The sequence below is a fragment of the Streptomyces syringium genome, assembly GCF_017876625.1.
Lineage (GTDB): Bacteria > Actinomycetota > Actinomycetes > Streptomycetales > Streptomycetaceae > Streptomyces > Streptomyces syringius.
Genome location: NZ_JAGIOH010000001.1, coordinates 7496398 through 7520359, shown reverse-complemented (window position 1 = coordinate 7520359; position 23962 = coordinate 7496398). Strand labels below are relative to the sequence as shown.

Here is a 23962-nt window from a genome sequence, read left to right as displayed (position 1 = left end):
CGGTGGGGCTGTCCCCACCGCCGGGCGGGTGGTGGCGGGATCGCCGGCGCGGTGCGCCCCCGGGAAGACTGGGTCCGGACCGATCGTCCGGCCCCACCCGTAGGGAGAACCCCGCCATGTCGCCCCTCTCACGCCGGTCGCTGCTCGCTGCGCTGCCCGCCCTGGGCTTCACCGCCACCGCGCGGCCGGCGCACGCCCGGACCGCGGCCCCGCCGCCCGACGGCCGGGCCGGTGCGGTCGTCGCCGCGTTCGCCCGCGCCTGCCGGCCGCTGCGGTCGACCGGGCCGTACGGCGACCTCGGCGATCTGCGCCCGCTCGGCGCGGCGATCGGTGACGTGCCGGTGGTCGGGCTCGGTGAGGTGGCCCACGGTGCGCACGAGCTGTTCACCCTCAAGCACCGGGTCTTCCGGTATCTGGTCGAGCACAAGGGGTTCAGGACCTTCGCGCTGGAGGCCGGCTGGGGCGCCGGGCTGCGGATCGACGCGTACGTGCGGCAGGGCACCGGCGACCCGCGCACGATCATGGAAGAGGAGTTCGGCAACGGCAAGTGGCCGTGGCACGTCCACGAGTATCTGGACCTGATCACGTGGATGCGTGAGCACAATGTGCGCCACCCGAAGTCCCCGGTGCGGTTCATGGGGAACGATCTGGCCTACCCGCGCATCGACGACATGCTGTTCGAGCGGGTCCTCGGGTACGTCGGCCGACGGCATCCGGCACTGCGGCCGAAGTTCGACGGGCTCTACGAGGCGTTGTGGGCCCATGCCGCCGAGACCGACTTCAGTGCGCTGCCGCCGGCCGAGCGCCGCCGGCTGGCCGGACTGGCCCGGCAGGCCGTGAGCATCCTGGAGGGACTGCGCCCCGGACCCGACCGCGCGGCCTACGACCGGGTCGTGCAGCACGCGCGGGTCATCGAGCAGACCGCCACGCTGCTGGCCTTCGATCTCAAGGACCCGGCGACCTGGCCCGAGGCCATGCGTTACCGCGACGAACTGATGGCCTGGAACACCGCTTGGTGGTACCGGCACACCGGTCACAAGCTCCTGCTGTCCGGCCACAACGGGCACACCGCCTACGAGACCTACGATCCCGCCCACTACCCCGTCACCCAAGGGGCCTACTTGCGAAAACTGCTCGGTGAAGGCGGCTACCTCAGCGTGGGCACGACCTTCGGACGCGGAAGTGCCACCGTGCCGGGCGACGACGGAAAGTGGCGGACCGAGGAGTTCGCGTCGCCCAGGGCGGGCAGCAGCGAGGAGCTACTGGAGCGGGTGGGCCACGAGACGCGGTACCGGGATTTCCTGGTGGATCTGCGGACCGTCCCGTCGGCGGCCCGCGACTGGTCGCACCGGGCCCGTCCCACCCGGGACATCGGACCGCCCGGCGACCCCTACCGCCCGTTCGCGCTCGGCAGGGGGCACGACGTCCTCGTCCACCTGCACGCCTTCCGTGCGGCGCACCCGCTGTCGTGACGCCCGCTGTCGTGACGGCCGCAAGGGGTCGTGCCGGGGGCGGCAGCGGACCGCCGCCCCCGTCGGCCCGTCAGCCGGTCACGGTGGCGGCCCCGGCGTGCGCGGGTGGGGCCGGGGGGAAGGGGATGCCGGCGAGGACGGGGATCAGCGACTCCTCCTCGTAGTCGAGGTGTGCCGTCAGCTCGCGTGCCATGCGGTTCAGCTCGGTGCGGAAGCGCAACGGGTCGGCTCCGCCGATGTCTGCCAGCAGGGCGACCAGCTCGCCCTGGAGGCGTGCGACCGTCCGGTGTTCGTCACGGAGCCGGTCGAGCGCGGCTGCCAGATGGGGGTGGCGACTGGCGAGCGCGGGGAAGACATGCGCGTCCTCGCCGGTGTGATGGAACTCCAGGGACTGGCAGAACGCCAGGCAGTGCTGGCGGATCTGCAGTCCCAGCCCGGGCGCCGCCGGGGGCCCGTCGGGCCCGGTGCGATCCGCCCGCGCGGCGAAGTGGGCGTCGACCTCGGCGCCCACATGCCGTAGCTGTGCGCGCAGCCATGTGTGGACCTCCAGGAGCTTGTCGGCGAGCGTGGTGACCTCGCCCGGCCCCTCCCCCGGCTCGATCCCGGGGCGCTCCAGCACCACGACCGGCAGGAGCCGGGTGGTGCGGGTCTGGTAGTCGGCGTATCCCGGTTCCACAGCGGCCACTTGCTCGAACAGCCGGTCGCGCCGCGTGCCTTCGGCGGGCACGGCGATCGCTTCGAATTCCTCGGTGCCGAGCTCCACCCGCACCAGCGGGTGGGCGAGCAGGTTGTGGTACCAGGCGGGGTGCCGGGGCGCTCCGGCGGCGGAGCCGATGACGAGCAGCAGGCCGCCGACGCGGACGTAACCGAGCGGAACAGTGTGCTCCGCTCCCGACTTCGCGCCGGTGGTGGTGAGAAGGAGGAGGTCGCCGCCCTCGAAGGGGCCGCCGACCTTTCCGCCGTTGGCGCGGAACTCCTCGATGACGGATTGGTTGAAGGAAGTGGGCATGCGGTGTCGGATCTCCAGAGAAGTACGCCCGTTCCACGGTCGCACCGTGGTGAGGGTGGATGACGGTGAGGCGCGCGGCACTCGGTCCCCGCCTGGGGACGGCGCCGGTCGGAAGCCCGGACGGCCGTCGGGAAGGCATGGCGGTGATGACGTCACACGGCGGTGCGGGGCACCGCGGAGGACAAGGGAGGACGCGCGGACGTGATCGGCGTCAGGCGCGGGGTGCGGAAGATGCACTCATGGTGTGGTCCCTCGGTACGGCGCTCGCCCGACTGCCGACCTGCCCACTGCTCTGTGGTCGGCGTCACGCGGCGCCCCGCCATTACAGCCATCAGGCGACCCTGTTGTCAACGCGCGTGGTCCCGCTCCCCCACCGGGCGGGGCAGCCGCCGGCCCGGTCCGCTCCGACGGTGGCGCGTCCCGGTTGGCTTTGTCCGCCTCCGGTCGGCAGGATGATCGCCGTGACAGAGATTCGAACGCCCCGACTGATGCTCCGCCGCTGGCGCGAGGACGATCTCGGCCCGATGGCCGACATCAACGCCGACCCGGAGGTCATGCGCTGGGTCGGTGACGGCTCGGTCCGGGACCTGGAGGAGACCGCCGAGGACATCGAGGGCTGGGAGGAGGAGTGGGACGACGAGGGCTTCGGCGTGTTCGCCGTCGAGCTGCTCGCCTCCGGTGAACTGGCCGGGTGCGTCGGTCTTTCGGTGCCCGTCTCGCTGCCCGGGCTGGAGCACGAGGTCCAGATCAGCTGGCGGCTCGGACGGCAGTTCTGGGGCCAGGGGTACGCGTCCGAAGGGGCTCAGGCCACGTTGGAGTTCGCGTTGCAGGAGCGTGGGCTCGACCGTGTCATCAGCGTGTCCCGGCCGGGCGACGACGCCTCTCAGAACGTGCTGCGCAAGCTCGGCATGACGCGGGAGCGCGAGATCACACATCCCGAGTACGACATTCCGCTGCTCGTGCACGCCATCGATCTCACGGAATTCGCCGCGTAGAACCGGCCGTCGGCCGACGGAGTCGGACACTCCGGTCCATGCACCGCACAAACGTTTCTTTCTCCATGCAACCGCACAAGCCCGCAGCTCATCTGTAGAGCTGTGGGCGGTGTTTGCCGCCGCGCTGGTGGGTCACCGAGGCCGTGCCCCACCGCCTTGTTCTTGTTGCTGGAAAGGTCGACTGACGTGCACCTCGGATCGAGCCGTCGCTCCGTACTGTTGGTTTCCGCTCTCACGGGCTCCCTGATGCTCACCGCCTGCGGGGGCGGTTCCGGTGGCTCCGGTTCCGACGCGGAAGCCAAAATCACCGTCAGCCCGGCGGGCGGCAAGGACGTCGCGCTCGGCTCGCCGATCGCGGTGAAGGCGGACGGCGGGCGGCTCACCCAGGTGGACGTCAAGGACGACAAGGGCAACAAGGTCACGGGGCAGCTGGCGGCCGACGGTTCCTCCTGGGCCTCGGACAGCAAGGCCGGCCCCCAGACCACGTACACCGTGCGGGCCACGGCGAAGGGCGGCAAGGACGGCAAGGGCAAGGAGTCGTCCTCGACCGCCACCTTCACCACACAGCAGGCGCCGGCGGTCAACAAGCTCACCAACACCCCCAGCAACGGCCAGACCGTCGGTACGGGCATGCCGGTCTCGATCCTCTTCGACAAGCCGGTGGACGACAGCAAGCGGGCCGAGATCGAGAAGTCCCTGAAGGTCACCACCCAGCCCAAGATCGAGGGCTCCTGGGGGTGGGTCAAGGACTACTCGGGCCAGGACCGGATCGACTGGCGGCCCAAGGACTACTGGCCGAGCGGGACCAAGGTCTCGGTGAACGGCTCGCTGTCGGGAATCAACTCCGGTGAGGGCGGCTGGTTCGCGCGGAACTACAACTTCGGCTTCACCATAGGCGCCGACCGCAAGGCCGTCATAGACGTCCCCGGCCACACCCTGACCATGTACGAGAACGGCAAGCCCGTCGGCGACATCAAGGGTTCGGCGGGCTCCCCCACCGACCCCACGCGCGGCGGCATCCACACGGTACGCAGCAAGAACGCCGCGGAGACCATGGACTCGTCCACCATCGGTTACGGCAAGCAGTGGATGCTGGACTCGAAGTGGGTGACCCATCTGACCGCCTCCGGGACCTTCCTGCACTCGGCGCCCTGGAACAACTCCATCGGCGTGGAGAACAACAGCCACGGCTGCTTCGGTATGACCACCAGCGACGCCAAGAAGGTCTACGACTTCCTGTCCATCGGCTCCACCGTCGAGGTCAAGGGCACCACCAGCACCAAGAAGACGGACGTCGGCAACGGCCTGGAGGTCTGGCAGGAGACCTGGGAGCAGTGGCACAAGCGCAGCGCGCTGAAGTGATCCCCTGAGGCGGGCCGAATGGGTGTCGTCCCTCCCTGGTGCGTTTACGCGCGCCGGGGAACCGGGGACCTCGTCACGGTGCTGATGGGACACCAGCGAAAGGCGAGGCACCGTGGCAACGCACCCCGCCCCCGACCGGCCCACCGGTCCGGGCCGGTCCGGCGACCCTGACCGGACCACCACCTCGACAGTGACCCTCCGGGTCAACGGCGTTCCCCGGCGGCTGACCCTCGACAACCGGACGACCGTGCTCGACGCCCTGCGCGAGCACCTGGATCTCACCGGCGCCAAGAAGGGGTGCGATCACGGGCAGTGCGGGGCGTGCACCGTGCTGGTCGACGGGCGGCGCGTGAACAGCTGTCTGCTGCCGGCGGTCGCGTACGACGACGCGCAGATCACCACCATCGAGGGGCTGGCGGGACAGGCCGGAGGCGACGGGCTGCATCCGCTCCAGCAGGCGTTCGTCGACCGCGACGGTTTCCAGTGCGGCTACTGCACGCCGGGGCAGCTCTGCTCGGCGGTCGGGGCGATCTCCGAGGCGGCGGCGGGTCACCCCTCGTACGTCACCCCGCTGACGGACGGTCCGCCGGGCCCGGGCGTCCCCCTGTCCCCCGACGAGATCCGCGAGCGGATGAGCGGCAACCTGTGCCGGTGCGGCGCGTACCCCAACATCGTCGGCGCGATCGAGGACGTGACGCGGTGAGGAGCTTCGCCTACACGCGCGCCGACGACGTCGACGCGGCGATCGCGGCCCTGGCCGGCTCCCCCGACGGCATGTTCCTCGGCGGCGGTACGAACCTCGTCGACCTGATGAAGCTGGGTGTGGCCTCCCCCGGTCTGCTGGTGGACGTCAGCAGACTGCCGCTCACGGAGATCCGGGAGACGGCGGGCGGCGGTCTGTGGATCGGCGCTGGCGTCCGCAACAGCGACCTCGCCGCCCACCCGGCCGTACGCACCCGCTATCCGGCGCTGTCCCAGGCGGTGCTGGCGGGCGCGTCCGGCCAGCTCCGCAACGCCGCCACCACGGGCGGGAACCTGCTCCAGCGCACCCGCTGCCTGTACTTCCAGGACGTCGGCAAGCCGTGCAACAAACGCGTTCCCGGCAGCGGCTGCCCGGCCCGCGAGGGCGTCCACCGCGAGCTCGCCGTGCTCGGCCATTCCGAGGCCTGCGTGGCCACGCACCCCTCGGACATGGCCGTGGCGCTCGCGGCGCTCGACGCCGTCGTGCACCTGCGGGGGCCCGAGGGCGAGCGGACGGTCGACCTCACGGACTTCCACCGGCTGCCCGGCGACGAACCCCATCGGGACACGGTCATCCGCCACGCCGAGCTGGTACTCGCCGTCGAGCTGCCGCCCCCGCCGGCGGGCGGGTCCGCATACCGCAAGGCGCGCGACCGCGCCTCGTTCGCCTTCGCCCTCGTCTCCGTCGCCGCCGCGCTCGATGTGCGTGAGGGCACGGTCCACGACGTCCGGCTGGCGTTCGGCGGTCTCGCCCACAAGCCGTGGCGGGCCCGCGCGGCGGAGGGCGCGCTGCGCGGGGCCCGGGCCACCGAGGAGTCCTTCACCCGTGCCGCCGACGCCGAGCTGGCGGCCGCGGAGCCACTGCGCGACAACGCCTTCAAGGTGTCCCTCGCGCGCAATCTGGCCGTGCGCGTCCTCAGCGGACTCGCCGGCCTCGGCGGCACCGCCGCCGTCACCGAGGGGGCCACCTCATGAGCACCACGAGTACACCCGGCCCGGTGCGCGTCGAAGGGCGCGAGAAGGTCACCGGGGCGGCCCGGTACGCCGCCGAACACACGCCGCCGGGCGCCGCCTACGCCTGGCCCGTCCCCGCCACGATCGCCCGGGGGCGGGTCGTGGCGGTCGACGCGGGGCGGGCGATGGACGAGCCCGGGGCCCTCGCCGTCCTGACCCACGAGAACGCCCCGCGGCTGAAGGAGGCGGACGACGCCACCCTGCTCGTGCTGCAGAACGACCGTGTGCCGCACCGCGGCTGGTACGTCGCGCTGGCGGTCGCCCGCAGCCTGGAGGCCGCGCGCGCCATGGCCGCCGCGATCGAGGTCACGTACGCGGCCGAGGACCACGACGCCGTGCTGGCCACCGACCACCCGGGCCTCTACACCCCCGACGAGGCCAACGGCGGCTTTCCCGGCAGCCGCGAGCGGGGTGACTTCGACGCGGCGTACGCGCGCGCCGCCGTGCGCGTCGACGCCACGTACACCATGGCCGGTCTGCACAACCACCCCATGGAACCGCACGCCACGACCGCCCGGTGGGAGGGCGACCGCCTGCACGCCCACGACTCCAGCCAGGGCGCCACCACCGTCCAGAAGACACTGGCCGCGCTCTTCGGCATGGACAGTGAGCGGATCACCGTCGTCTCCGAGCACGTGGGCGGCGGCTTCGGTTCCAAGGGCACGCCACGGCCGCAGGTGGTCCTGGCCGCGATGGCCGCCCGGCACACCGGGGTGCCCGTCAAGCTCGCGCTGCCGCGGGCGCAGCTCGCGGCCGTCGTCGGTCATCGCCCGCCCGTCGTCCAGCGCCTGCGGCTCGGCGCGGACGCGGACGGGACGATCAGCGCCCTCGCGCACGAGGTCACCACGCAGACCTCCACCGTCCGGCAGTTCGTGGAACAGGCCGCCACCCCCTCGCGCACCATGTATGTCTCGCCGCACAGCCGGACCACCCACCAGGTCGTCGAGCTCGACGTGCCCAGCCCGTCCTGGATGCGGGCGCCCGGCGAGGCCTCGGGGATGTACGCGCTGGAGTGCGCGATGGACGAACTCGCCTGCGCCACCGGCGTGGACCCCGTCGAGCTGCGGGTGCGCAACGACACCGCGACCGAGCCGGACAGCGGGAAGCCGTTCAGCAGCCGGCATCTGGTGGAGTGTCTGCGCGAGGGCGCGCGGCGCTTCGGCTGGCACGAGCGTGACCCGCGCCCCCGCTCACGCACCGAGGGCCGTCACCTCATCGGTACCGGCGTGGCCTCCTCCTGCTACCCCGTCTATGTGGCGCCCTCGTCGGCGCAGGTGCGCGTCGACGGCGACGGCCGCTTCTCCGTACGGGTCAACGCGACGGACATCGGTACGGGCGCCCGTACCGTGCTGGCGCAGATCGCGGCCGAGGCGCTCGCGGTGCCGATGGACCGGGTCGCGGTCGAGATCGGCAGCAGCTCCCTGCCCGCCGCCCCGCTCGCCGGGGGTTCCTCCGGGACCGCCTCCTGGGGGTGGGCGGTGCACAAGGCCTGCCGGGCCCTGGGGGATCTGATCGGCGAGCACGGGGGGACGCCTCCGCCCGGCGGGCTGACGGCCACCGCCGACACCTCGGACGACATCGAGTCCGAGCCGCCGCACGCGAAGTCCTCCTTCGGCGCACAGTTCGCCGAGGTGCGCGTGGACACCGACACCGGCGAGGTCCGCGTCCGCCGTCTCCTGGGTGTCTTCGCCGCGGGCCGGATCCTCAACGCCCGTACCGGGCGCAGTCAACTCATCGGCGGGATGGTGATGGGGGTGGGAATGGCGCTCACCGAAGGCAGCACCCTGGACAGCCGGTTCGGTGACTTCGCCGAGCGCGACCTCGCCGCGTACCACGTGCCGGCCTGCGCGGACATCGGCGACATCGAGGCCCACTGGATCGACGAGCAGGACCCTCACCTGAACCCCATGGGCAGCAAGGGCATCGGCGAGATCGGCATCGTGGGCACGGCCGCGGCGATCGCCAACGCGGTGCACCACGCTACGGGCGTCCGCGTCCGCGAGCTGCCTCTCCACCCGGAGAAGCTGCTGGTCTGACGGCGTTTCCCGGCCCGGCCCCGGCTCATCCCCGGCCGGTCCGGGGGCCGTTCACCTGCCGCTCTTGCCCTCTCCCGGGGCACTCCCCTCCTCCCCGGTGGGCTCCTCGGTCGCCGGCTCCGCCTCACGCCATTCCTGGGCGCGCGTCGGCCTTCCGGAGCGGGTCAGGCCTTCCACCTCTTTCTTCAGTTCGTCGTCCCGCTTGGCGCCGTGCTTGCTGCTTCCCCGGTCCATCGTTCCTCCTGATCACCACGTGCGCGTGGGCCCGGCCCGCCGTGGCGGAAGGCCGAGCACCGAGTACCCGGCCCTTTCTGCCGCAAACCGGTCAGCCGACGGTGCCTCGCCACTGGCCGGACTCGATACCACGGGACTCGATGAAGGTCTTGAAGCGCTCCAGATCGTCCTTGGCCTGGCGGCGGACGAAGCCCAGCTTGTCGCCGACGGTGTCGACGAAGCCATCGGGAGCGTGGTCGAACTGCAGCATGACCTTGGTGCGCGCCGTGTCGAGGCGGTGGAAGGTGACCACACCCGCCTGGCGGACCTCGCCGGACACGGTCGTCCAGGCCACGCGCTCGTCGGGGATCTGTGCCGTGATCTCGGCGTCGAATTCCCGGGTGACACCGTCGATCTTCGTCACCCAGTGGGTGCGGGTCGGCGTGCGCTGTTCGATGCGCTCGACGCCCTTCATGAACCGGGGGAAGTCCTCGAACTGGGTCCACTGGTTGTACGCCGTGGTGACCGGAACGGCGACCTCGACGGACTCCTCGATCTGTGACATGACGTCTCCTCCTCGGTGAGTCGGACTCGGTGAGTCGGACGAAATGATCGGTCCCCCAGCGAGTGCCCGCGATTCCGCTTCTCAAGGCATCGGATCGCCGGCCCCCGGAAAAGACATCGGGCGGTCAGTGCGCACGGCGAGCGGACGGGCGGGTGCCACCGCGTTCCCGGCAGAACCGGCGGTCCCGGTCGGTGATCCGTGCGCGTGGGCCGGCCGCGCGCAGGACGACGTCCAGCGCCCGGTCGGGGTCGGCGGCGTAGCAGTCGCTGAACCACGCCATGTTGGCCTCGACGACCGCCCAGTCGGAGTCGGCGCCGTTTTCGGGGGTGGTCAGCAGGCCGACGTCCACCACGACCGCGCTGGGCAGGCTGTCGCCACAGGTACCCAGCAGGTCGTCCGCGAACTCCAGGACGGCGTCGCGATGGTGGTGGCCGTCAAGGGGCTGGGATGCGGACCGGCCGTAGGTGGCGTACTGCGACCCCGTACGGACCTCGCCGTCCAGGACGAACAGCCGGAACTCCGCCGCCCAGGTCACCACGTCGCTGATCAGCACCGGTGATTCAGGCGCCAGCTCCGCGCTCTCGGGCAGGGAGCCGCCGGTGTCGTGGACGGCGGCCCGGAAGCTCTTGTCGCTGGGCGGCTTGACGAAGGCGGGCCCGGACAGTCGGCGTGCCTCGCCCAGGGTCGAGGTGCTGATGTGCCGACGGGTGTACGCGTGCGGCAGGCCGGCCAGCCAGCCGTCGTCCGGCTCGAGAAGGGCGACGGCGAGCTCGTCGACGACGCCGGCCGCGAAGACGGGGCCACCGTAGTAGTGCCCGCTGTCCTTCTCCGCTGTCGTGCCTGTCACGCCACCGCGGGCGGGGAGGATCTCGACGCCCATGCCCCGCCGCCGGGCGGCGGACGCGAGCAGTTCGCGGGTCGGGGTGTACTGCGGCGCCAGCGCCAGGAAACCGTGCTTCACGATCGCCGACGATCGCACCGATGACGCCGGGGCGTCCACCTCAGCGCGCGGGCGGTCGCGGCCTGTCGCCTCGGGACGGGCCGTCGGTGCGGGCGACGCTGAGGCTGACCGTGTAGCTCTCCTCCACCGTGCCGTCCGGGAAGAGCCCGGTCAGGCGGTCGCGCTCGGCGGCGAGGAAGGCGTCGGCGGCTTCGCGACCGATGACGAGGAAGGCGGAGTGGCTGCCGAGATTGCCCAGGTGCACGTCGACCGGCACGCGCCGGGTCCAGCGCACCCGGTGGCTGACGAGGCCGAGCCCGGTGGGCAGACGGCGCAGGTGCACAGGATCGAACCGGGTGCTCGTGGCCTCGCCGAAGAAGTGGCGGAGACGGGTGGTCTGGTCGGCGACCCACGGGACGGCGGTGTCGAAATCGTTCCACCAGAGCGCGAGCGCGCCGCCGGGGCGCAGGACGCGGAGCGCTTCGGGGACCGATCGGCTCGGGTCCGTCCAGTGCCAGGCCTGGGCGTAGGTGAGGAAGTCGACGGAGGCGGAGGCCAGCGGAAGGTGGTCGCCGTCGCCGCGCACGACCGGCACACCGGGGAGGGCCCGGCGGAACTGTTCCGCCATGCCGTCACCGGGCTCGACGGCGACGACGCGGGCTCCACGGCCGTGCAGGAGGCGGGTGGCGATGCCGGTGCCGGCCCCGACGTCCGCGACGCGTGCTCCGGCGAGCGGGCGTCCGGCGAGCTCCTCGACGGCGTCCAGGAGGGCGGGCGGGTAGGAGGGGCGGTGCGCCGCGTAGCGGGCGGCGGCCGCGTCGAAGGAACGGGCACGCGAGGAGGTCGTCATGGCGGACATCGTCGTCCCTACGGGGCCCGGCGGCATCCCACTTGAGCCGATCGGCGCCGATCAGCGGTCGGCGCCGAGGTGACGGCTCACACCGACAGGCGGAAGTGAAGGCTGCCGAAGGCGACGTGGTCGCCGGGGCGGACGCACACGGTGCCGGCGATGCGGAGGCCGTTGACATAGGTGCCGTTGCGTGAGCCCAGGTCGGACAGCCGCCAGGAGTCGCCCACGTACCGCAGTTCGGCATGCCGGCGGGAGACCGTGTCGTGGTCGAAGCGCAGATCCGACAGCGGGGAACGGCCGATGCCGAGCGGTTTCGTGTCGGGTGCGGGAAGGCGCAGCCCGGGCAGGCGTGCCAGGTGCCAGGCCTCGCGCAGCCGGACCCCGAGGGCCGAACACCGCGCCACTGTCCGGACGATGGCGTCCGAGAGGTTTCGGCGGGGCGGCAGATCGGCCACGATGACGTCGATCTCGGTCCGGCTGCGGGCGGTGAGGACGATCTGCATGCGGTGCATGAACGTGTCGTGCGAGAGCCGGCCCTCGCCGGTGCCGGCCCGCAGCACGTCGAGCGCCCGGTCCCGCTCCGCCTCCGACGGTCGCCGGCTCACCTGCGTGCGGAAATCGGGAGACGTCATGGGGTGATTGTCGGCCCACCCGGCCCCCGGTGTCCACAGCCGATCAGCCGGGGGCGGTCAGGCCCCGATGCGAGCCGCGATGCCGTCCAGGACGTAGTCCAGGCCGGTTTCGAAGCGCCACCGCGCGTCGTCCTTGCGCTGGGCTCCTTGGGCGTAGCGCAGGTAGGCGGGATACCGGCCGGTGTTCATGAGCCACATCATCTGGGGAGCCAGCGCCGTCCTCACCTCGTCACCGCTGGTCCAGCCCTGACCCTCCATCAGCTGCCGCACGGCGATCTCGGAGTGGGTGCTGCCGTACGTGTACGCGGCGACGGTCTGGAGGACGGACATCATCGTGTCGGCGTCCAGGCCCAGGCCGTCGAGCGCTGTCAGCGCCCGCTCCGTCACGGCCATCCGGTTCGGCGTCAGCTCGAGCACCGCCTGCGGTTCGGAGAGCCGGGCGAGCCAGGGGTGTCCGAGCATCAGGTCCCGGGTGTTGAGGGCGAGAGCGCGCATGCTCTGCCGCCAGTCGGTGCCGGCGGGGACTTCCAGCTCTCCGTAGACGAGGTCGACCATCAGCGCCAGGATGTCGTCCTTGCCCGACACGTACCGGTAGGCGGCCATCGGCGCGACGCCCAGCGTGCCGGCGAGCCGCCGCATGGTGACGGCGTCGAGGCCCTCCGCATCGGCGATCGCGACCGCCGCCGCGGCGATCCGCTGCGGCGTGAGGGCTGCTGCTCGGGTGGGCGCGGGGCGTTCGAGCCGCTCCCAGAGGGAGACCACGGCCTCGTCCTCGCCCTTCTTCCGGTCGGTCACGGGCCGGGCTCCTTAGCTGGTGTGTGTACATCGTATCGCCAGTAGACAGCGTACACAGCGGTGTGTACGTTGTACGCAACTCGATACGACGTACACACGCATACGGCCTCGGCCGACCGTCACTGCCAGGGGGATCAGCGATGAACGACCACGACGTCCACAGTCCGACGCGGGAGGCGGAGCGCGACGAAGCGCCGACCCGCCACAGGTCCCTCTACTTCGGTGTGTTCGGCCTGATGCTCGGCATGTTCCTGGCCATGCTGGACGGCTTGATCGTGGGCACCGCGCTGCCCACGATCGTCGGTGAGCTCGGCGGACTGAACCAGCTGTCCTGGGTGGTGACGGCCTATCTGCTCACCACGGCCGCCACCACGCCCATCTGGGGCAAGCTCGGTGACCTCTACGGTCGCAAGGGCGCCTTCATGACCGCGGTCGTGCTCTTCCTGATCGGCTCGATGCTCGCCGGGCTCGCGCGGGACATGGGCCAGCTCATCGCGTTCCGCGCCGTACAGGGGGTGGGTGCGGGCGGGCTGATGGTCGGCGCCCTGTCGATCATCGGCGTGCTGGTGCCGCCGAGGGAGAGCGGCCGTCTGCAGTCGATGATCGGCGCGATGATGCCGGTCGCCTTCATCGGCGGCCCGCTGGTCGGCGGCTTTCTCACCGACCACCTGAGCTGGCGCTGGACCTTCTACGTGAACGTGCCCATCGGAGTCGTCGCCCTGCTGATCGTGGGCAGCGGGATCCGGCTGCGCACCGAGCGGATCAAGGCCCGGATCGACTACGCCGGCGCCGGCCTGCTCACCGCCGGGATCCTGGCGCTGACGCTGCTCGCCGGCTGGGGTGGCACCAGCTACGCCTGGTCCTCGCCGGTCATCCTCACCCTGGGCGCCGTCAGCGTCCTCACGCTGGCCGGGTTCGTGTACACCGAGCGGCGCGCCGAGGAACCGGTCATCCCGCCCCGGCTGTTCGGCGACCGCAACTTCACCCTCGCCCAGGTCCTCAGCTTCCTCGTCGGAGCGGTGATGCTCTCGGTGACGAACTACCTTCCGCAGTACATGCAGTTCGTGCAGGGCACGTCGCCGACGGCCAGCGGCATGCTGCTGCTCCCCCTGATGTTCGGCATGCTCGGCGCCCAGCTCACGACGGGCCGTCTGGTCAGCCGCAACGGCCGCTACCGCCTCTACCCGATCCTCGGTGGTGCCGCCATGACCGTGGGCTCCCTCCTCCTGCTGCTGCTCGACGTGAGCACCGGCACGGCCGTGGCCTCGGCGCTCACCCTCGTCGCCGGGCTCGGCATGGGGCTGACGATGCAGAGCACCATGCTCATCACCATGAACAGCGCCGACCCCCGCGACATGGGCGCCGCCAGCGGAACGGTCACCTTGATGCGCACCATCGGCGGCTCGCTCGGCATCGCGCTGCTCGGTGCCGTCTACGCGAGCCGTATGGAGGCGAGCCTGGCCGGGAAGCTCGGCTCCGAGGCCGCGGGGCGGGCGGCCTCCGGAGCCGGTGACGTGACTCCGGCCCTGGTGCAGGACATGGCCGCTCCCGTCCGCGACGCCTACCGGGCCGCCGTCACCAGTGGTCTGCACGGCATCGTCATCGGCGCCGCCGTCGCGTCGGTGATCGTCTTCGCGGCCGCCTGGTTCATCCGGGAGGTCCCCCTGCGCGGCGACGCCCCGGTAGAGGCCCCCGCCCCGGAAGAGCCTGCCCGGCGTCCGGCGGCCGGGTGAGCGGCCGGTCCGCGGCCGGCGCCCCGGAGCCACCGGGCCCCGGGGCGGTCGTATTTGATTGGGTGAATGCGGGAATACGCCCTTTAATAGGGACCCTATGTTCTCTCCGCGTTCCTTGATCACTTATCCCCGTATGGTGCGCCATGCCTCCGCGCTGAGCGTGGGGCTGCCGCCCGACGAGGCCGTCGTCGTCGACGCGCCGGACGCGCCGCTGCGCACCGCGTTCGCCGCGGCCGCCTCCGGCGACTTCGGTGCGGCCCGTGAACTCCTCGCCGCCACACGGCACGACATGCAGTGGGAGCGCCGCGACGGCTGTGTGTCGGACCTGGCCTCCTTCGCGCTGCACAACCCCGGCTGGCTGGACGCCTGGCTGTCCGAGGCACCCGAGGACCCGGACGCCATGCTGGTGAAGGCGGACCTGTGCATCCGGCAGGCGTGGGAGATTCGCAGCTCGGCGCGGGCCGACGAGGTGAGCGAGGACCGGTTCCGCGGCTTCTTCGCGCTGTTGGAGGACGCCGTCCCGGTGATCGGGGCGGCCATCGAGCTCAACCCCGCCGACCCGGTCCCCTGGCGCGTCGCGCTCACGCACGCCCGAGGCTGCCAGGCGCCCCGGGAGATCTTCGACAGCTACTGGGAAGAGGCCACCGCCCGCTCCCCGCATCACTTCGGCTGCCACGCGACGGCCCTGCAGTACCTGTGCGACAAGTGGTACGGCTCGCACGAGGAGATGTTCGCCTTCGCGGAGCGCGCCGCCGACGAGGCGCTGCCCCCGTCCAAGCTGCGGTCGCTGCCGCTCCAGGCGGCCGTCGAGTACGTCATCGTGGCCTCTGCCGTCGCGGACGGGCCGATCGACCCGGCCCGGATCGATGCCGCGATCCAGCGCGCCCTCGACATGGTCGCGCACTACGAGGCGGGCGACCCGGAGGTCGCCGACGTACGCAACCACCTCGCCCTGATGCTGGCCAACTCCGGCCGCTGGGCCGAGTCGCTCGAACAGTTCCGGGCCATCGGCGTGCACGCCACCCGGTTCCCCTGGGCGTATGTCGGGGACCCGCGCCAGGAGTTCCTGGAGTACCGCACCGGAGTGCGGATGCAGGTCGCGGGAACCACCCCGCTCTTCGGCCGGCCCCCGCAGCCGGCCCCGGCGGCCGTCCCCGCGCCGGCCGGCGAGCCGTATCCGGCGGCGGAACACTGCTCCCTCGCCGTCGTCTCCGCGACCCTCGACACGGTCGCCGAGGCGAGCCCCACGGGGCCGCCCCTGCGGATGGCCACGGCCGCCAACGGCTGGCACACACTGGTCGAGACAGCGCTCCACCCCGACCCCGCGCGCCGCGGCTCCCTGCACACCCGGGACCGTCTCGTCACCGCGGCGGGCACCTTCACCACCCGGGAGCGGTGGCCCGCGCTGATACTTCACCGGTCGGGTGACCGGCACGGCTTCACCCTGGTGCACCGGGGCAAAAGACGGGCCGAGCACCAGTGGGACCCGGCAGCCCCCGTCCCCGGTATCGACGAGGTGACGGCCACGGCGCAGGCGGTGGCCACCGTGTACGACATCGCCGACATCCGTCCGCTGATCGCCCTGTTGCGCGGCTCCGACGACGCCGCGCGCCGGCAGGCGGACCTCGTCGCGGCACTGCGCATGCCGCCCCTGCCCGCGGCGTTCGGGACCCGCGCCGAGGTCCTCACCGAGCTGCCCGACGCCCGAGTCCTCGCCCGCCCCGGGGCGATGGCCGACTGGGAGAAGGCCACCGCCGCCGACGGACAGGCACCCCACCGGGTCCACACCGTGCGCAAGCCCTGGCACTGGTGGACGCTGCGTCTGCTCTTCCTGCCGCTCTGTACCACGATGGCGGTCCGGGGCTGGATGTCGGACGACGTGATGTTCCTCCGTCCGTTGCTCGCGACCCTCTCCGCCCTTTACGTCGCAACCCAGTTGACCGGCGCCTGGCGCCGCCGTCCACGCCGCTGATCCCCGCCGCCCGGGCGGACGCCGACCTGCTGCGCCCCCTGCTCGACCAGGCCCCGCTGCGCTGCTGTCTGCGGGCGAGCAGCGGGGCCGGGGTCGCGCGCGGCGGGGTCAGTCCCGGGTGGGCCTGGTTCCGATGACGACGGTGGCGTACAGGTCGTCGCAGGTGACCACGCGTGGGATCAGCCCGCTGCCGGCGAACGCCTCGACGGTCCTCGGCGCCTGACGCTCGCTCGTCTCGACCAGCAGATGGCCGCCCGGTGCCAGCCACAGCGGGGCCTCGGCGGTCACCCGCCGCTGGACGTCCAGCCCGTCCGCGCCGCCGTCGAGCGACACCAGGGGCTCGTACAGGCGGGCCTCCGGGGGGAGCAGTCCGATCGCCTCGGTCGGTACGTAGGGCGCGTTGGCGACGAGGACGTCGACGCGGCCCCGCAGGGTCTCGGGCAGTGGTGCGTAGAGGTCGCCCTCGTGGACGCGGCCACCGGCCGCGGCGAGGTTGCCGCGGGCGCAGCGCACCGCGGCGGGGTCGATGTCGGCGGCGTGCAACTCGACCTGGTCCAGGGCCGCGCCGAGCGCGGCGCCCACCGCGCCCGAGCCGCAGCACAGATCGACGACGACGGGGGCGGTCCGCGCGGCGTCGGCCGCGGCCTGCCGGGCGAGGGCGATGGCCTGGCCGACGAGGAACTCGGTGCGGCGGCGGGGTACGAAGACTCCGGGGTCGACGGCTATGCGCAGACCGTGGAACTCCGCCCAGCCGAGGACGTGTTCGAGGGGAAGCCCGGCGATCCGGCGGTCCACCATGGCGGCGAGGTCGGCGGGGGTGCGTGCCGTGGAGAGGAGCAGCTCCGCCTCGTCCTCGGCGAAGACACAGCCGACGGCCCGGAGCCTGGTGACGAGGGCGGACCGGGAGAGGGAAGAAGAGAGCGATGACGGGGAAACCGACATGGGAAGCCTTTCGGGGTACCGAAGGGCGCTCTCCCGGTCACTGTGACAAGTGGACCGTACAGCCGTGAGATGAGAGCACCCAGCCTGCTACAGCGGTAATGGGTCTCACCTCCTCGGTCGTTTCCGTACTGGTGCCGGTCACACTACATGATCCACACCGGGGACCCGTACGGACCGGGGGACGGGGGATGATCAGGGCGTGCAGACAGTGACAGCAGACACCGACGGGCGCCCGTCGTCCGGGCTCACGGTGACCGTCTCGGCGCTGATGGTCGAGATGGCCTTCGCAGCCGCCGCCTTGTGGTCCTGGGGAGTGACCCATCCCGGACCCGAGGACGAGAGCGGCGCCCTGGCCGTCGTGGCCCTGCCCCTCCTTCTTCCGGTCGTGGCCGGCGTGGCTCTGCTCCTCGCGCTGACATTGGTGCTGCCCACCGTGGCGCTGGCGCGCCGGGCCGGCGTGTGGTGGGGCGGGGCGGGGGCCTGGTGGTGGATACCGGGCATGGCCTCGGTGGTCGCGGCGGCCGGTGTCACCGTCGTGGGTGTGGGGGCGGGGTGCCGCGGGGGCGTGGCGGCTCCCGGTGTCTACCTCTGGTGGTGGCTCGGGGTGACGGCCCTGATCGTCCCCGCGGGCCTGCTGTCCCGTCTCGCCCGGCGCCGCGCCCGGCAGGGGCGGCCGGTGCGGGCGCGCACAGTGCTGTTCGGTGGTTGCGCGGGCGTCGTGGCCTTCTTCATGGCGCTGCTGACCGTCGCGCTCGGGGTGGCATCCGTCCTCGGCTGACCCGGCCCCGTCCCACGGCTGCCCACTCCGGCCGTGACGGCCCGGGGGCGGCGAGGCGTCGCCGCCTACGATGCCGTCATGGCCCCGTTCCTGATCGAACGCCCCTCACGGTTGTCCGTCGATGCCGCGTGGCAGCGGCTCACCCACTGGGAGGACCACGCGGCGCATGTCCCGCTCACCCGGATCGTCGTGCTGACGCCGCACCCGCCCGGTGTGGGGACGAGGTTCGTGGCCCGCACGGGGGTCGGGCGTGTGGCCTTCGACGACTCCATGGACGTGGTGCGCTGGCAGCCTCCCTCCGCCACCGCCCCCGGTCACTGCCGGCTGGAGAAACGGGGTTCGGTGGTCACCGGCTGGGCCGAGCTGGACGTACGCGCGCACGGTGCGGGATCGTGGGTCGTCTGGAGGGAGGACCTCCGTGTCCGCGGGCTGCCGCGGCTGTTCGACCCGCTGATCACCTGGTCCGGCCGGCTGGTCTTCGGCCGGGTGGTGCGCCGGCTGCTGGAAGACTGACGCGCGGACGTCCCGGCCCGCCACCGGGGATCAGGCATACGTCGCCCCTTCCCGGCAACGCGAAGAGAGACAGCCGATCCGACCGCGACAGAGGGAGTTGCCACGTGAACTGGCGACAAGACGCCGCCTGCCGGGAAGAGGACCCCGACCTGTTCTTCCCCGTCGGCACCACGGGCCCTGCCGTCACGCAGACCGAGGACGCCAAATCCGTGTGCCGGCGCTGCCCTGTCATGGAGGAGTGCCTGCGCTGGGCCATGAACTCCGGTCAGGAGTACGGGGTATGGGGCGCGACGAGCGAGGCGGACCGGCAGGCGATCCGCACGGGACGAAGGCAGTATGCCACCAGCGCGCGCTAGGACGGACCCGCCGTCTGTGGTCCCACAGGCGTTCGTTCCCCCCTGCGTTCGGTGCCACAGGCGTTCACGACAAGCCGCGGCCGTTCCGGACGGAACGGCCGCGGTGATCTGCGATCAGTGACCTGTCAGCGTCCCAGGGAACGCTTGAGTTCGCTCTTGTTCATCGACGAGCGCCCATGGATATTGCGGCGCTGCGCCTCGGCGTAGAGCTGATCGTAGGTCGGTCCCTGGGCGCCGCTGTGGGAACGCTGTCCGCCTCGCCTGGAGGAGGACATGTCCTGCGTGGAGCTCTTGCTCGCGGTGCGGGACTCACCGGAGCGTGCGCGTTCCTTGTTCACGGTGCGGGCGGCTATCTCCTTGGCCCGCTTCGTGCTCTCGCCGCGGTCCTCGGCGCTCTCCTTGATGTGCTCGTACTGGCGTTCACGCTTCGGGCTTGATCCTCGAGGCATGTTCTCCGGTCCTTACGGTGTCCGTACCGGTCCCGGCGTCCGCCGCCGGAACCGCTGGCGTCAGCGCTCGAACTTCTTCTTGGCGTCCGCCGCGGTCTCCTGGGCCTTGCCTTGCACCTTCTCGGCGCGACCCTCGGCTTCCATCCGCTTGTCGTCGGTGGCGCGGCCGGTGGTCTCCTTCAGCTTGCCCTTGGCCTGCTTGGCCTTGCCCTTTGCCTTGCTCATGGTCCGGTCTCCTGTCTGTCGGAAGGCGGCTGCCTTCAAAACCCACCCTGTGGTCGGCCTTCGAGGTCCGCAACCGCACTCAGCCTGACGTGTCTGTTTCCTTGTTCCCCTTGTCATGACGGTCATTGCCGGGAATCTCGCGCGGTTCCAGGGGGTGGACGGCGGGTCCGTGCAGGACCGAGCCGTCGGTGGCGAACCGGGAACCGTGACAGGGGCACTCCCACACCCGCTCGGCGTCGTTGAAGTGGACGAGGCAGCCCAGGTGTGTGCACCGCGCCGAGACGGCCCGGGCCTCGCCGGACGGGTCACGGTAGACCGCGCACCGGCGTCCGCCGATCCGTACGACGGCCCCACGCCCCGGTGTGATGTCCGTGACCGCGTCGACGTGGGTGGTGTGCAGCCGGTCCCCCACGAAGTGCCGGGCGACGTCCAGTTGGCCCTTCACCAGCTCCGCGGTGTCCCGCAGCGGCGGCAGTCTCCTCGGGTCGAAGAGCCGTGTCCAGGCGGGGCGCGGGCCGCCGGTGATCCGGGCGGCGAGCAGCCGGGCGGCCATCACCCCGTTGGACATGCCCCAGCCGCCGAACCCGGTGGCCACGTAGACGTGCCGGGTTCCGGGATGGACATGGCCGACGTAGGGCAGGTGGTCGTCGGAGTCGTTGTCCTGCGCGGCCCAGCGGTGGACGGACGGCGCGTCGGCGAAGCCCGGCAGACAGGCGTCCGCCCAGGCCTGGAGCCGCTCGAACCGGTCGGCCACTCCCCGCGCACCGGGTGTGAAGGATTCTCCGGTGACGATGACCAGCCGCCGCCCCTCGCCGTAGGGGGCGCTGCGCACCGAGCGGGTGCCGTCCTGCGGTGTGAGGTACATGCCCGGGGGCGCCTGCGCGGTCGTGACCGGTGCGGCGACGACCAGTTCCCGGCGCGGCGTGAGCCGGGTGAAGAGCAGGGACCGGTCGAACACCGGGTAGTGCGTGGCGATGACGACGTCACGCGCGTGCACCACGGCTCCGCTCTCGGTGGTGAGCCGACAGCGGGCGCCGTCGTGGAGCCCCACCACACGGGTGCGCTCGTGGACGCGTCCGCCGCCGGCGGTGAACCGCTCGGCGAGTGCCAGCAGGAACTTGCGCGGGTGGAAATGGAGTTGACCGGGGACGCGTACGGCGGCGGCCACCGGGAACGGCAGGCCGGTGTCGGTGACGAGCGAGGCGTCGAGCCCGGCTTCCCGCGCCGCCCGTGCCTCGTCGGCGACGGCGTCCGCGTGCTCGGCCGTCCGCGCGTAGGTGTACGCGACGGCCCGCTCCAGTTCGGCGTCGATGCCCAGCTCCGCGCAGAGCGCGGCCGTGTGTTCCACGGCGTCGAGCTGCGAGCGCGCGTAGAGCGCGGCGGCGTCGGCCCCGTGCGCGGTCCGCAGCCGCGCGTAGCACAGGCCTTGCAGTGCCGAGAGTTTGGCGGTGGTGTACCCGCTGACGCCGGTGGCGATCCGGTCGGCTTCCAGCACGACGACGTCCCGGCCGGCCCGGGCCAGCTCCCACGCGGTGCACAGGCCGGCGATGCCACCGCCGACCACGGCGACATCCGCCTCCACCACGGCCTCGGGGCCGATCGCGGGGTACGCCGTGTCCGGTGTCGAATCCATCCAGTGGGACTCGTACGTGGTGCGGTCGGGTTTCGGCATGCCCTTCCATGTTCCCGGTGCGGCCCCGCCCTAACGTGGGGATACCGGACGGCGTAACGAAGCCGGTCGGCGGGCAGCCGACCGGGTGACGCACCGCTCCCCGCGCGTGGGGGGTGGTCCGGGCGGAGAGCATCCCGCCCACCCCTCCCCCGTTCGCCCGGACCACCCCGCAGAGGGATCCGGCGCAAGCTGAGGAGAGCGCCGGGCATCGTGCCGCGGCGGCGGGACGGCGGCGAGGGGACAGGAAGGAGGGTCCGTATGGCGGCGACGGGAGGGCAGGACGGCACCACCGGGCCGGGCGGGGAGCGGCGCGACGGGCGCCGTGAATCGGCCGACGAACGGGCGGACCGGCTCTGGAGTGAGCTGCTCCAGGAGGTCCGCGTCACGCAGACGGGTGTGCAGATCCTCTTCGGTTTCCTGCTGACCGTGGTCTTCACACCACGGTTCGCGACCCTGGACGACACCGATCGCGTCATCTACGTGGTCACGGTCGTCCTGGGAGCGGCCACCACCGGCGCGCTCGTCGGCCCGGTCTCGTTCCACCGGATCGTGACCGGACGCCGGATGAAGCCGCAGACCGTCGCCTGGGCGGCGCGGCTGACCATGGTCGGGGTCGTGCTGCTCCTGGCCACCGTCGCCTCGGCGCTGCTGTTGATCCTGCGGATCGCGCTGGACAACGCGGCCGTGCCGTGGCTGGTCGCGGGGGTGGTCGCCTGGCTGCTGCTGTGCTGGTTCGGGCTGCCCGGCTGGGCTCTGCACCGCCACAAGCCGAGGGAGTAGCCCGGGCGCATCGTTCGAGGGGATTCGGGGCGGGCGGGGGTTTTACCGGCTGCCGTCCGGTCACCCGTACCGGCGTGGGGCGGGGCCACGTGACCGCGCGGGCCGCGCGGGCCCGTCGTCACCGGCCGGAACCGCTTCCCGGAACAACGAGAGGACCATGATGAGCAGCATGCGGATCGCGTTCCTGGTGGCACCGGAAGGTGTCGAACAGATCGAGCTCACCGACCCCTGGCAGGCGGCGCTCGACGCCGACGGCACCCCACGGCTGGTCTCGACGAAGTCCGGCCGCATCCAGGCGTTCCACCATCTGGACAAGGGCGACACCTTCGCCGTGGACGCGGACCTGGACCACACCGGCGTCGACGACTACGACGCGTTGGTCCTGCCGGGAGGCGTCGCCAACCCCGACGCGCTGCGGATGGACGAGCGGGCCGTGGCGTTCGTGAAGGGGTTCTTCGACGCGGGCAAACCCGTCGCGGCCATCTGCCACGCCCCTTGGACCCTGGTGGAGGCCGATGTCCTGCGGGGCCGGACCCTCACCTCGTGGCCCAGTCTGCGCACCGACATCCGCAATGCCGGGGGCACGTGGGTCGACGAGCAGGTCGCGGTGTGTGCGAGCGGCCCCAATACGCTCGTCACCAGCCGTAAGCCCGGCGATCTGGAGGCCTTCTGCGCGGCCTTCACCGGCGAGTTCGAGAAGGCGTCGGCGTGAGCGGAGGTCGTCGGGGGCGGAGTTCCGCCACCGACGACCTCCTTCCTTCAACGCAGGTGAACGATCTTGTGCATGCCCGTGAAGACGTGCGGCAGGCCGCTGTGCTCATCGGGAACGAAGCACGTCAGCGCGTAGGTGCCCGGCTTCAGGCCGTGGATGCGCAACAGCGCCTTGTGCCCGGGAGAGATCCCGCCGAAGCCCACGGGCTGACCGGTGAACGGCGACTTCGCCTTCTTGCCCTGCGCCATCGCGGCGAAGTACTTCCGCAGCCCCCGGTCGGTGGTACCGGCGGTGACGCGCTGGATCTGGGCCTCGTGGACCTCGGACGAGGCGTTGCGGATCAGGATGGGCTTGTGGGCGGTGACCAGCCCTTCCGTGTGGAAGCGCGGTCCCGCGTCGGTGTCCCGGAAGGTCACGGTGCTGTGCGGTGACCTCGTCAGGTCCCGGTGGTGCCCGTCGCGCGAACCGTACAGCTTGAGGGACTTCACCACCGGCTTGGCGGGACGCTCCAGGAACGCAGTGAAGTCGATCAGGTAGACCGTGCCGTCGGGGATCGACGTGATGAATTCCTCGCGGACCTTCCGGGTGACGAAGGCTCCGCCCACGGCCTCGGCGTCGGCCTCGAACGCGCGCATTCCGGCTGCCGCCCTGGACGGGGTGTGACTGACCGCGTCGGCCAGGTCGCGGAGCACCCGGCGGATGGATACGCCCTTGTGCGGGCGCACGACCTGGAGCTGACGGCCGTCCTTGGCGTCGGTCGAGACCCGGAAGGCGACGCGGCCGCCTTCGTGGTGGTGCGGTGCCTTGATGCCCGAGGCGTTGACGGTGACGTCGATCGGGGACGTCCCGTGCCGCTGTGCGGTGGCACCGCTCGCTCCGCCTACGGTGATGGCGAAGGTGAGGGCGGCGACGGCCGCCGTCCGCACCCCGCGTCTGAGCAGTTGGCTGCGCATAGAGATCCTTCCTTCGGTGATCCCCGTGACCACACATCACCGGTCACGGACTCGGTGAAGCCGATGCCGACCTGATTCGAACCAATCGGGCTACGAGCCGGGGCCTGTGCCGCGCGCGGGGCCGGCGCACACCATGGCTCGACGAACCGGCGCGGAGCCCCGCGGGCCTCTTGCGCTGCATCCGCCTCAACCGTCAAGGTCCTTACCGACGTTCCCGCATGCGCAGCTCATCATCAGCTCCCAGGAGGACCCG

25 protein-coding genes are annotated in these 23962 nt (G+C 71.9%); 13 read left to right on the top strand and 12 right to left on the bottom strand.

What is annotated here, in order from left to right:
- Positions 1 to 116: 116 nt before the first annotated feature.
- Positions 117 to 1472, top strand: a complete 1356-nt coding sequence (locus tag JO379_RS32070) for an erythromycin esterase family protein (protein WP_209518263.1) — start codon at positions 117 to 119, stop codon at positions 1470 to 1472.
- Between the two features lie 70 nt (positions 1473 to 1542).
- Here JO379_RS32070 and JO379_RS32065 read toward each other — a convergent pair whose 3' ends face one another.
- Entirely contained in the window at positions 1543 to 2481 is a 939-nt protein-coding gene (locus tag JO379_RS32065) for a nitroreductase/quinone reductase family protein (protein WP_209518261.1), read from the bottom strand.
- Positions 2482 to 2942: 461 nt separating this feature from the next.
- Here JO379_RS32065 and JO379_RS32060 point away from each other — a divergent pair, with 461 nt between their 5' ends.
- The 5 genes from JO379_RS32060 to JO379_RS32040 all read left to right on the top strand — a co-directional run bounded on the left by JO379_RS32060 (position 2943) and on the right by JO379_RS32040 (position 8629).
- Entirely contained in the window at positions 2943 to 3476 is a 534-nt protein-coding gene (locus JO379_RS32060) for a GNAT family N-acetyltransferase (RefSeq protein ID WP_130880520.1), read from the top strand.
- Between the two features lie 186 nt (positions 3477 to 3662).
- Positions 3663 to 4838 carry a L,D-transpeptidase family protein gene (locus JO379_RS32055; protein WP_242626315.1) on the top strand — a complete coding sequence of 392 codons (1176 nt, stop codon included), beginning with the start codon at positions 3663 to 3665 and terminating at the stop codon, positions 4836 to 4838.
- Positions 4839 to 5028: 190 nt separating this feature from the next.
- A complete protein-coding gene (locus JO379_RS32050) occupies positions 5029 to 5541 on the top strand; it encodes a 2Fe-2S iron-sulfur cluster-binding protein (protein WP_242626339.1) in 513 nt (170 codons plus the stop codon).
- Positions 5538 to 6554: an FAD binding domain-containing protein gene (locus tag JO379_RS32045; RefSeq protein WP_209518259.1), complete on the top strand. Its 1017-nt coding sequence runs from the start codon at positions 5538 to 5540 to the stop codon at positions 6552 to 6554. Before JO379_RS32050 ends, JO379_RS32045 begins: the two co-directional genes overlap by 4 nt.
- Entirely contained in the window at positions 6551 to 8629 is a 2079-nt protein-coding gene (locus JO379_RS32040; protein ID WP_209518257.1) for a xanthine dehydrogenase family protein molybdopterin-binding subunit, read from the top strand. Before JO379_RS32045 ends, JO379_RS32040 begins: the two co-directional genes overlap by 4 nt.
- Before the next feature lie 51 nt (positions 8630 to 8680).
- Here the strand turns inward: JO379_RS32040 and JO379_RS32035 are convergent, their stop codons facing one another.
- The 6 genes from JO379_RS32035 to JO379_RS32010 all read right to left on the bottom strand — a co-directional run bounded on the left by JO379_RS32035 (position 8681) and on the right by JO379_RS32010 (position 12624).
- Positions 8681 to 8863 (bottom strand): hypothetical protein, encoded by a 183-nt coding sequence (locus JO379_RS32035; protein ID WP_130880516.1) that lies wholly within the window; start codon positions 8861 to 8863, stop codon positions 8681 to 8683.
- Positions 8864 to 8954: 91 nt separating this feature from the next.
- Positions 8955 to 9407, bottom strand: coding sequence for an SRPBCC family protein (locus JO379_RS32030; RefSeq protein WP_209518256.1), 453 nt, complete (start codon positions 9405 to 9407; stop codon positions 8955 to 8957).
- Between the two features lie 124 nt (positions 9408 to 9531).
- Complete coding sequence (locus JO379_RS32025; protein ID WP_307842198.1) at positions 9532 to 10368, bottom strand: ATP-grasp domain-containing protein; 837 nt, start codon at positions 10366 to 10368, stop codon at positions 9532 to 9534.
- Positions 10369 to 10408: 40 nt separating this feature from the next.
- Positions 10409 to 11197, bottom strand: a complete 789-nt coding sequence (locus JO379_RS32020) for a class I SAM-dependent methyltransferase (RefSeq protein ID WP_209518254.1) — start codon at positions 11195 to 11197, stop codon at positions 10409 to 10411.
- 86 nt (positions 11198 to 11283) lie between these two features.
- Positions 11284 to 11829, bottom strand: coding sequence for an FHA domain-containing protein (locus JO379_RS32015; RefSeq protein ID WP_209518252.1), 546 nt, complete (start codon positions 11827 to 11829; stop codon positions 11284 to 11286).
- A 57-nt stretch (positions 11830 to 11886) separates the two neighbouring features.
- A complete protein-coding gene (locus JO379_RS32010) occupies positions 11887 to 12624 on the bottom strand; it encodes a TetR/AcrR family transcriptional regulator (RefSeq protein WP_209518250.1) in 738 nt (245 codons plus the stop codon).
- Between the two features lie 140 nt (positions 12625 to 12764).
- Here JO379_RS32010 and JO379_RS32005 point away from each other — a divergent pair, with 140 nt between their 5' ends.
- Both JO379_RS32005 and JO379_RS32000 read left to right on the top strand, forming a co-directional pair.
- The gene (locus JO379_RS32005; RefSeq protein ID WP_372449128.1) at positions 12765 to 14357 is read left to right on the top strand and encodes an MDR family MFS transporter; all 1593 of its coding nucleotides are present in this window, start codon (positions 12765 to 12767) and stop codon (positions 14355 to 14357) included.
- Between the two features lie 133 nt (positions 14358 to 14490).
- Entirely contained in the window at positions 14491 to 16329 is a 1839-nt protein-coding gene (locus JO379_RS32000; RefSeq protein WP_245381607.1) for a hypothetical protein, read from the top strand.
- Positions 16330 to 16437: 108 nt separating this feature from the next.
- Here the strand turns inward: JO379_RS32000 and JO379_RS31995 are convergent, their stop codons facing one another.
- On the bottom strand, positions 16438 to 17271 hold the full coding sequence (locus tag JO379_RS31995) for a putative protein N(5)-glutamine methyltransferase (protein WP_209518246.1): 834 nt from the start codon (positions 17269 to 17271) through the stop codon (positions 16438 to 16440).
- 199 nt (positions 17272 to 17470) lie between these two features.
- Here JO379_RS31995 and JO379_RS31990 point away from each other — a divergent pair, with 199 nt between their 5' ends.
- From JO379_RS31990 to JO379_RS31980, 3 genes are all read left to right on the top strand, one after another.
- Positions 17471 to 18049 (top strand): hypothetical protein, encoded by a 579-nt coding sequence (locus JO379_RS31990; RefSeq protein ID WP_130880509.1) that lies wholly within the window; start codon positions 17471 to 17473, stop codon positions 18047 to 18049.
- A gap of 78 nt (positions 18050 to 18127) precedes the next feature.
- Positions 18128 to 18562, top strand: a complete 435-nt coding sequence (locus tag JO379_RS31985; RefSeq protein WP_130880508.1) for an SRPBCC family protein — start codon at positions 18128 to 18130, stop codon at positions 18560 to 18562.
- Positions 18563 to 18666: 104 nt separating this feature from the next.
- Positions 18667 to 18918, top strand: a complete 252-nt coding sequence (locus JO379_RS31980; protein WP_130880507.1) for a WhiB family transcriptional regulator — start codon at positions 18667 to 18669, stop codon at positions 18916 to 18918.
- Positions 18919 to 19043: 125 nt separating this feature from the next.
- On the opposite strand, the gene JO379_RS31975 is transcribed toward JO379_RS31980, so the two are convergent.
- From JO379_RS31975 to JO379_RS31965, 3 genes are all read right to left on the bottom strand, one after another.
- Positions 19044 to 19367 carry a plasmid stabilization protein gene (locus JO379_RS31975; protein WP_130880506.1) on the bottom strand — a complete coding sequence of 108 codons (324 nt, stop codon included), beginning with the start codon at positions 19365 to 19367 and terminating at the stop codon, positions 19044 to 19046.
- A gap of 60 nt (positions 19368 to 19427) precedes the next feature.
- Positions 19428 to 19592: a CsbD family protein gene (locus JO379_RS31970; protein ID WP_130880505.1), complete on the bottom strand. Its 165-nt coding sequence runs from the start codon at positions 19590 to 19592 to the stop codon at positions 19428 to 19430.
- Between the two features lie 79 nt (positions 19593 to 19671).
- A complete protein-coding gene (locus JO379_RS31965) occupies positions 19672 to 21264 on the bottom strand; it encodes an FAD-dependent oxidoreductase (protein WP_209518244.1) in 1593 nt (530 codons plus the stop codon).
- Positions 21265 to 21522: 258 nt separating this feature from the next.
- On the opposite strand from JO379_RS31965, the gene JO379_RS31960 reads away from it, so the two are divergent.
- Both JO379_RS31960 and JO379_RS31955 read left to right on the top strand, forming a co-directional pair.
- Positions 21523 to 22044: a DUF6328 family protein gene (locus JO379_RS31960; protein ID WP_130880503.1), complete on the top strand. Its 522-nt coding sequence runs from the start codon at positions 21523 to 21525 to the stop codon at positions 22042 to 22044.
- 169 nt (positions 22045 to 22213) lie between these two features.
- Entirely contained in the window at positions 22214 to 22756 is a 543-nt protein-coding gene (locus tag JO379_RS31955; RefSeq protein ID WP_130880502.1) for a type 1 glutamine amidotransferase domain-containing protein, read from the top strand.
- A 47-nt stretch (positions 22757 to 22803) separates the two neighbouring features.
- Here JO379_RS31955 and JO379_RS31950 read toward each other — a convergent pair whose 3' ends face one another.
- The gene (locus JO379_RS31950; RefSeq protein ID WP_130880501.1) at positions 22804 to 23709 is read right to left on the bottom strand and encodes a hypothetical protein; all 906 of its coding nucleotides are present in this window, start codon (positions 23707 to 23709) and stop codon (positions 22804 to 22806) included.
- Positions 23710 to 23962 lie beyond the last annotated feature (253 nt).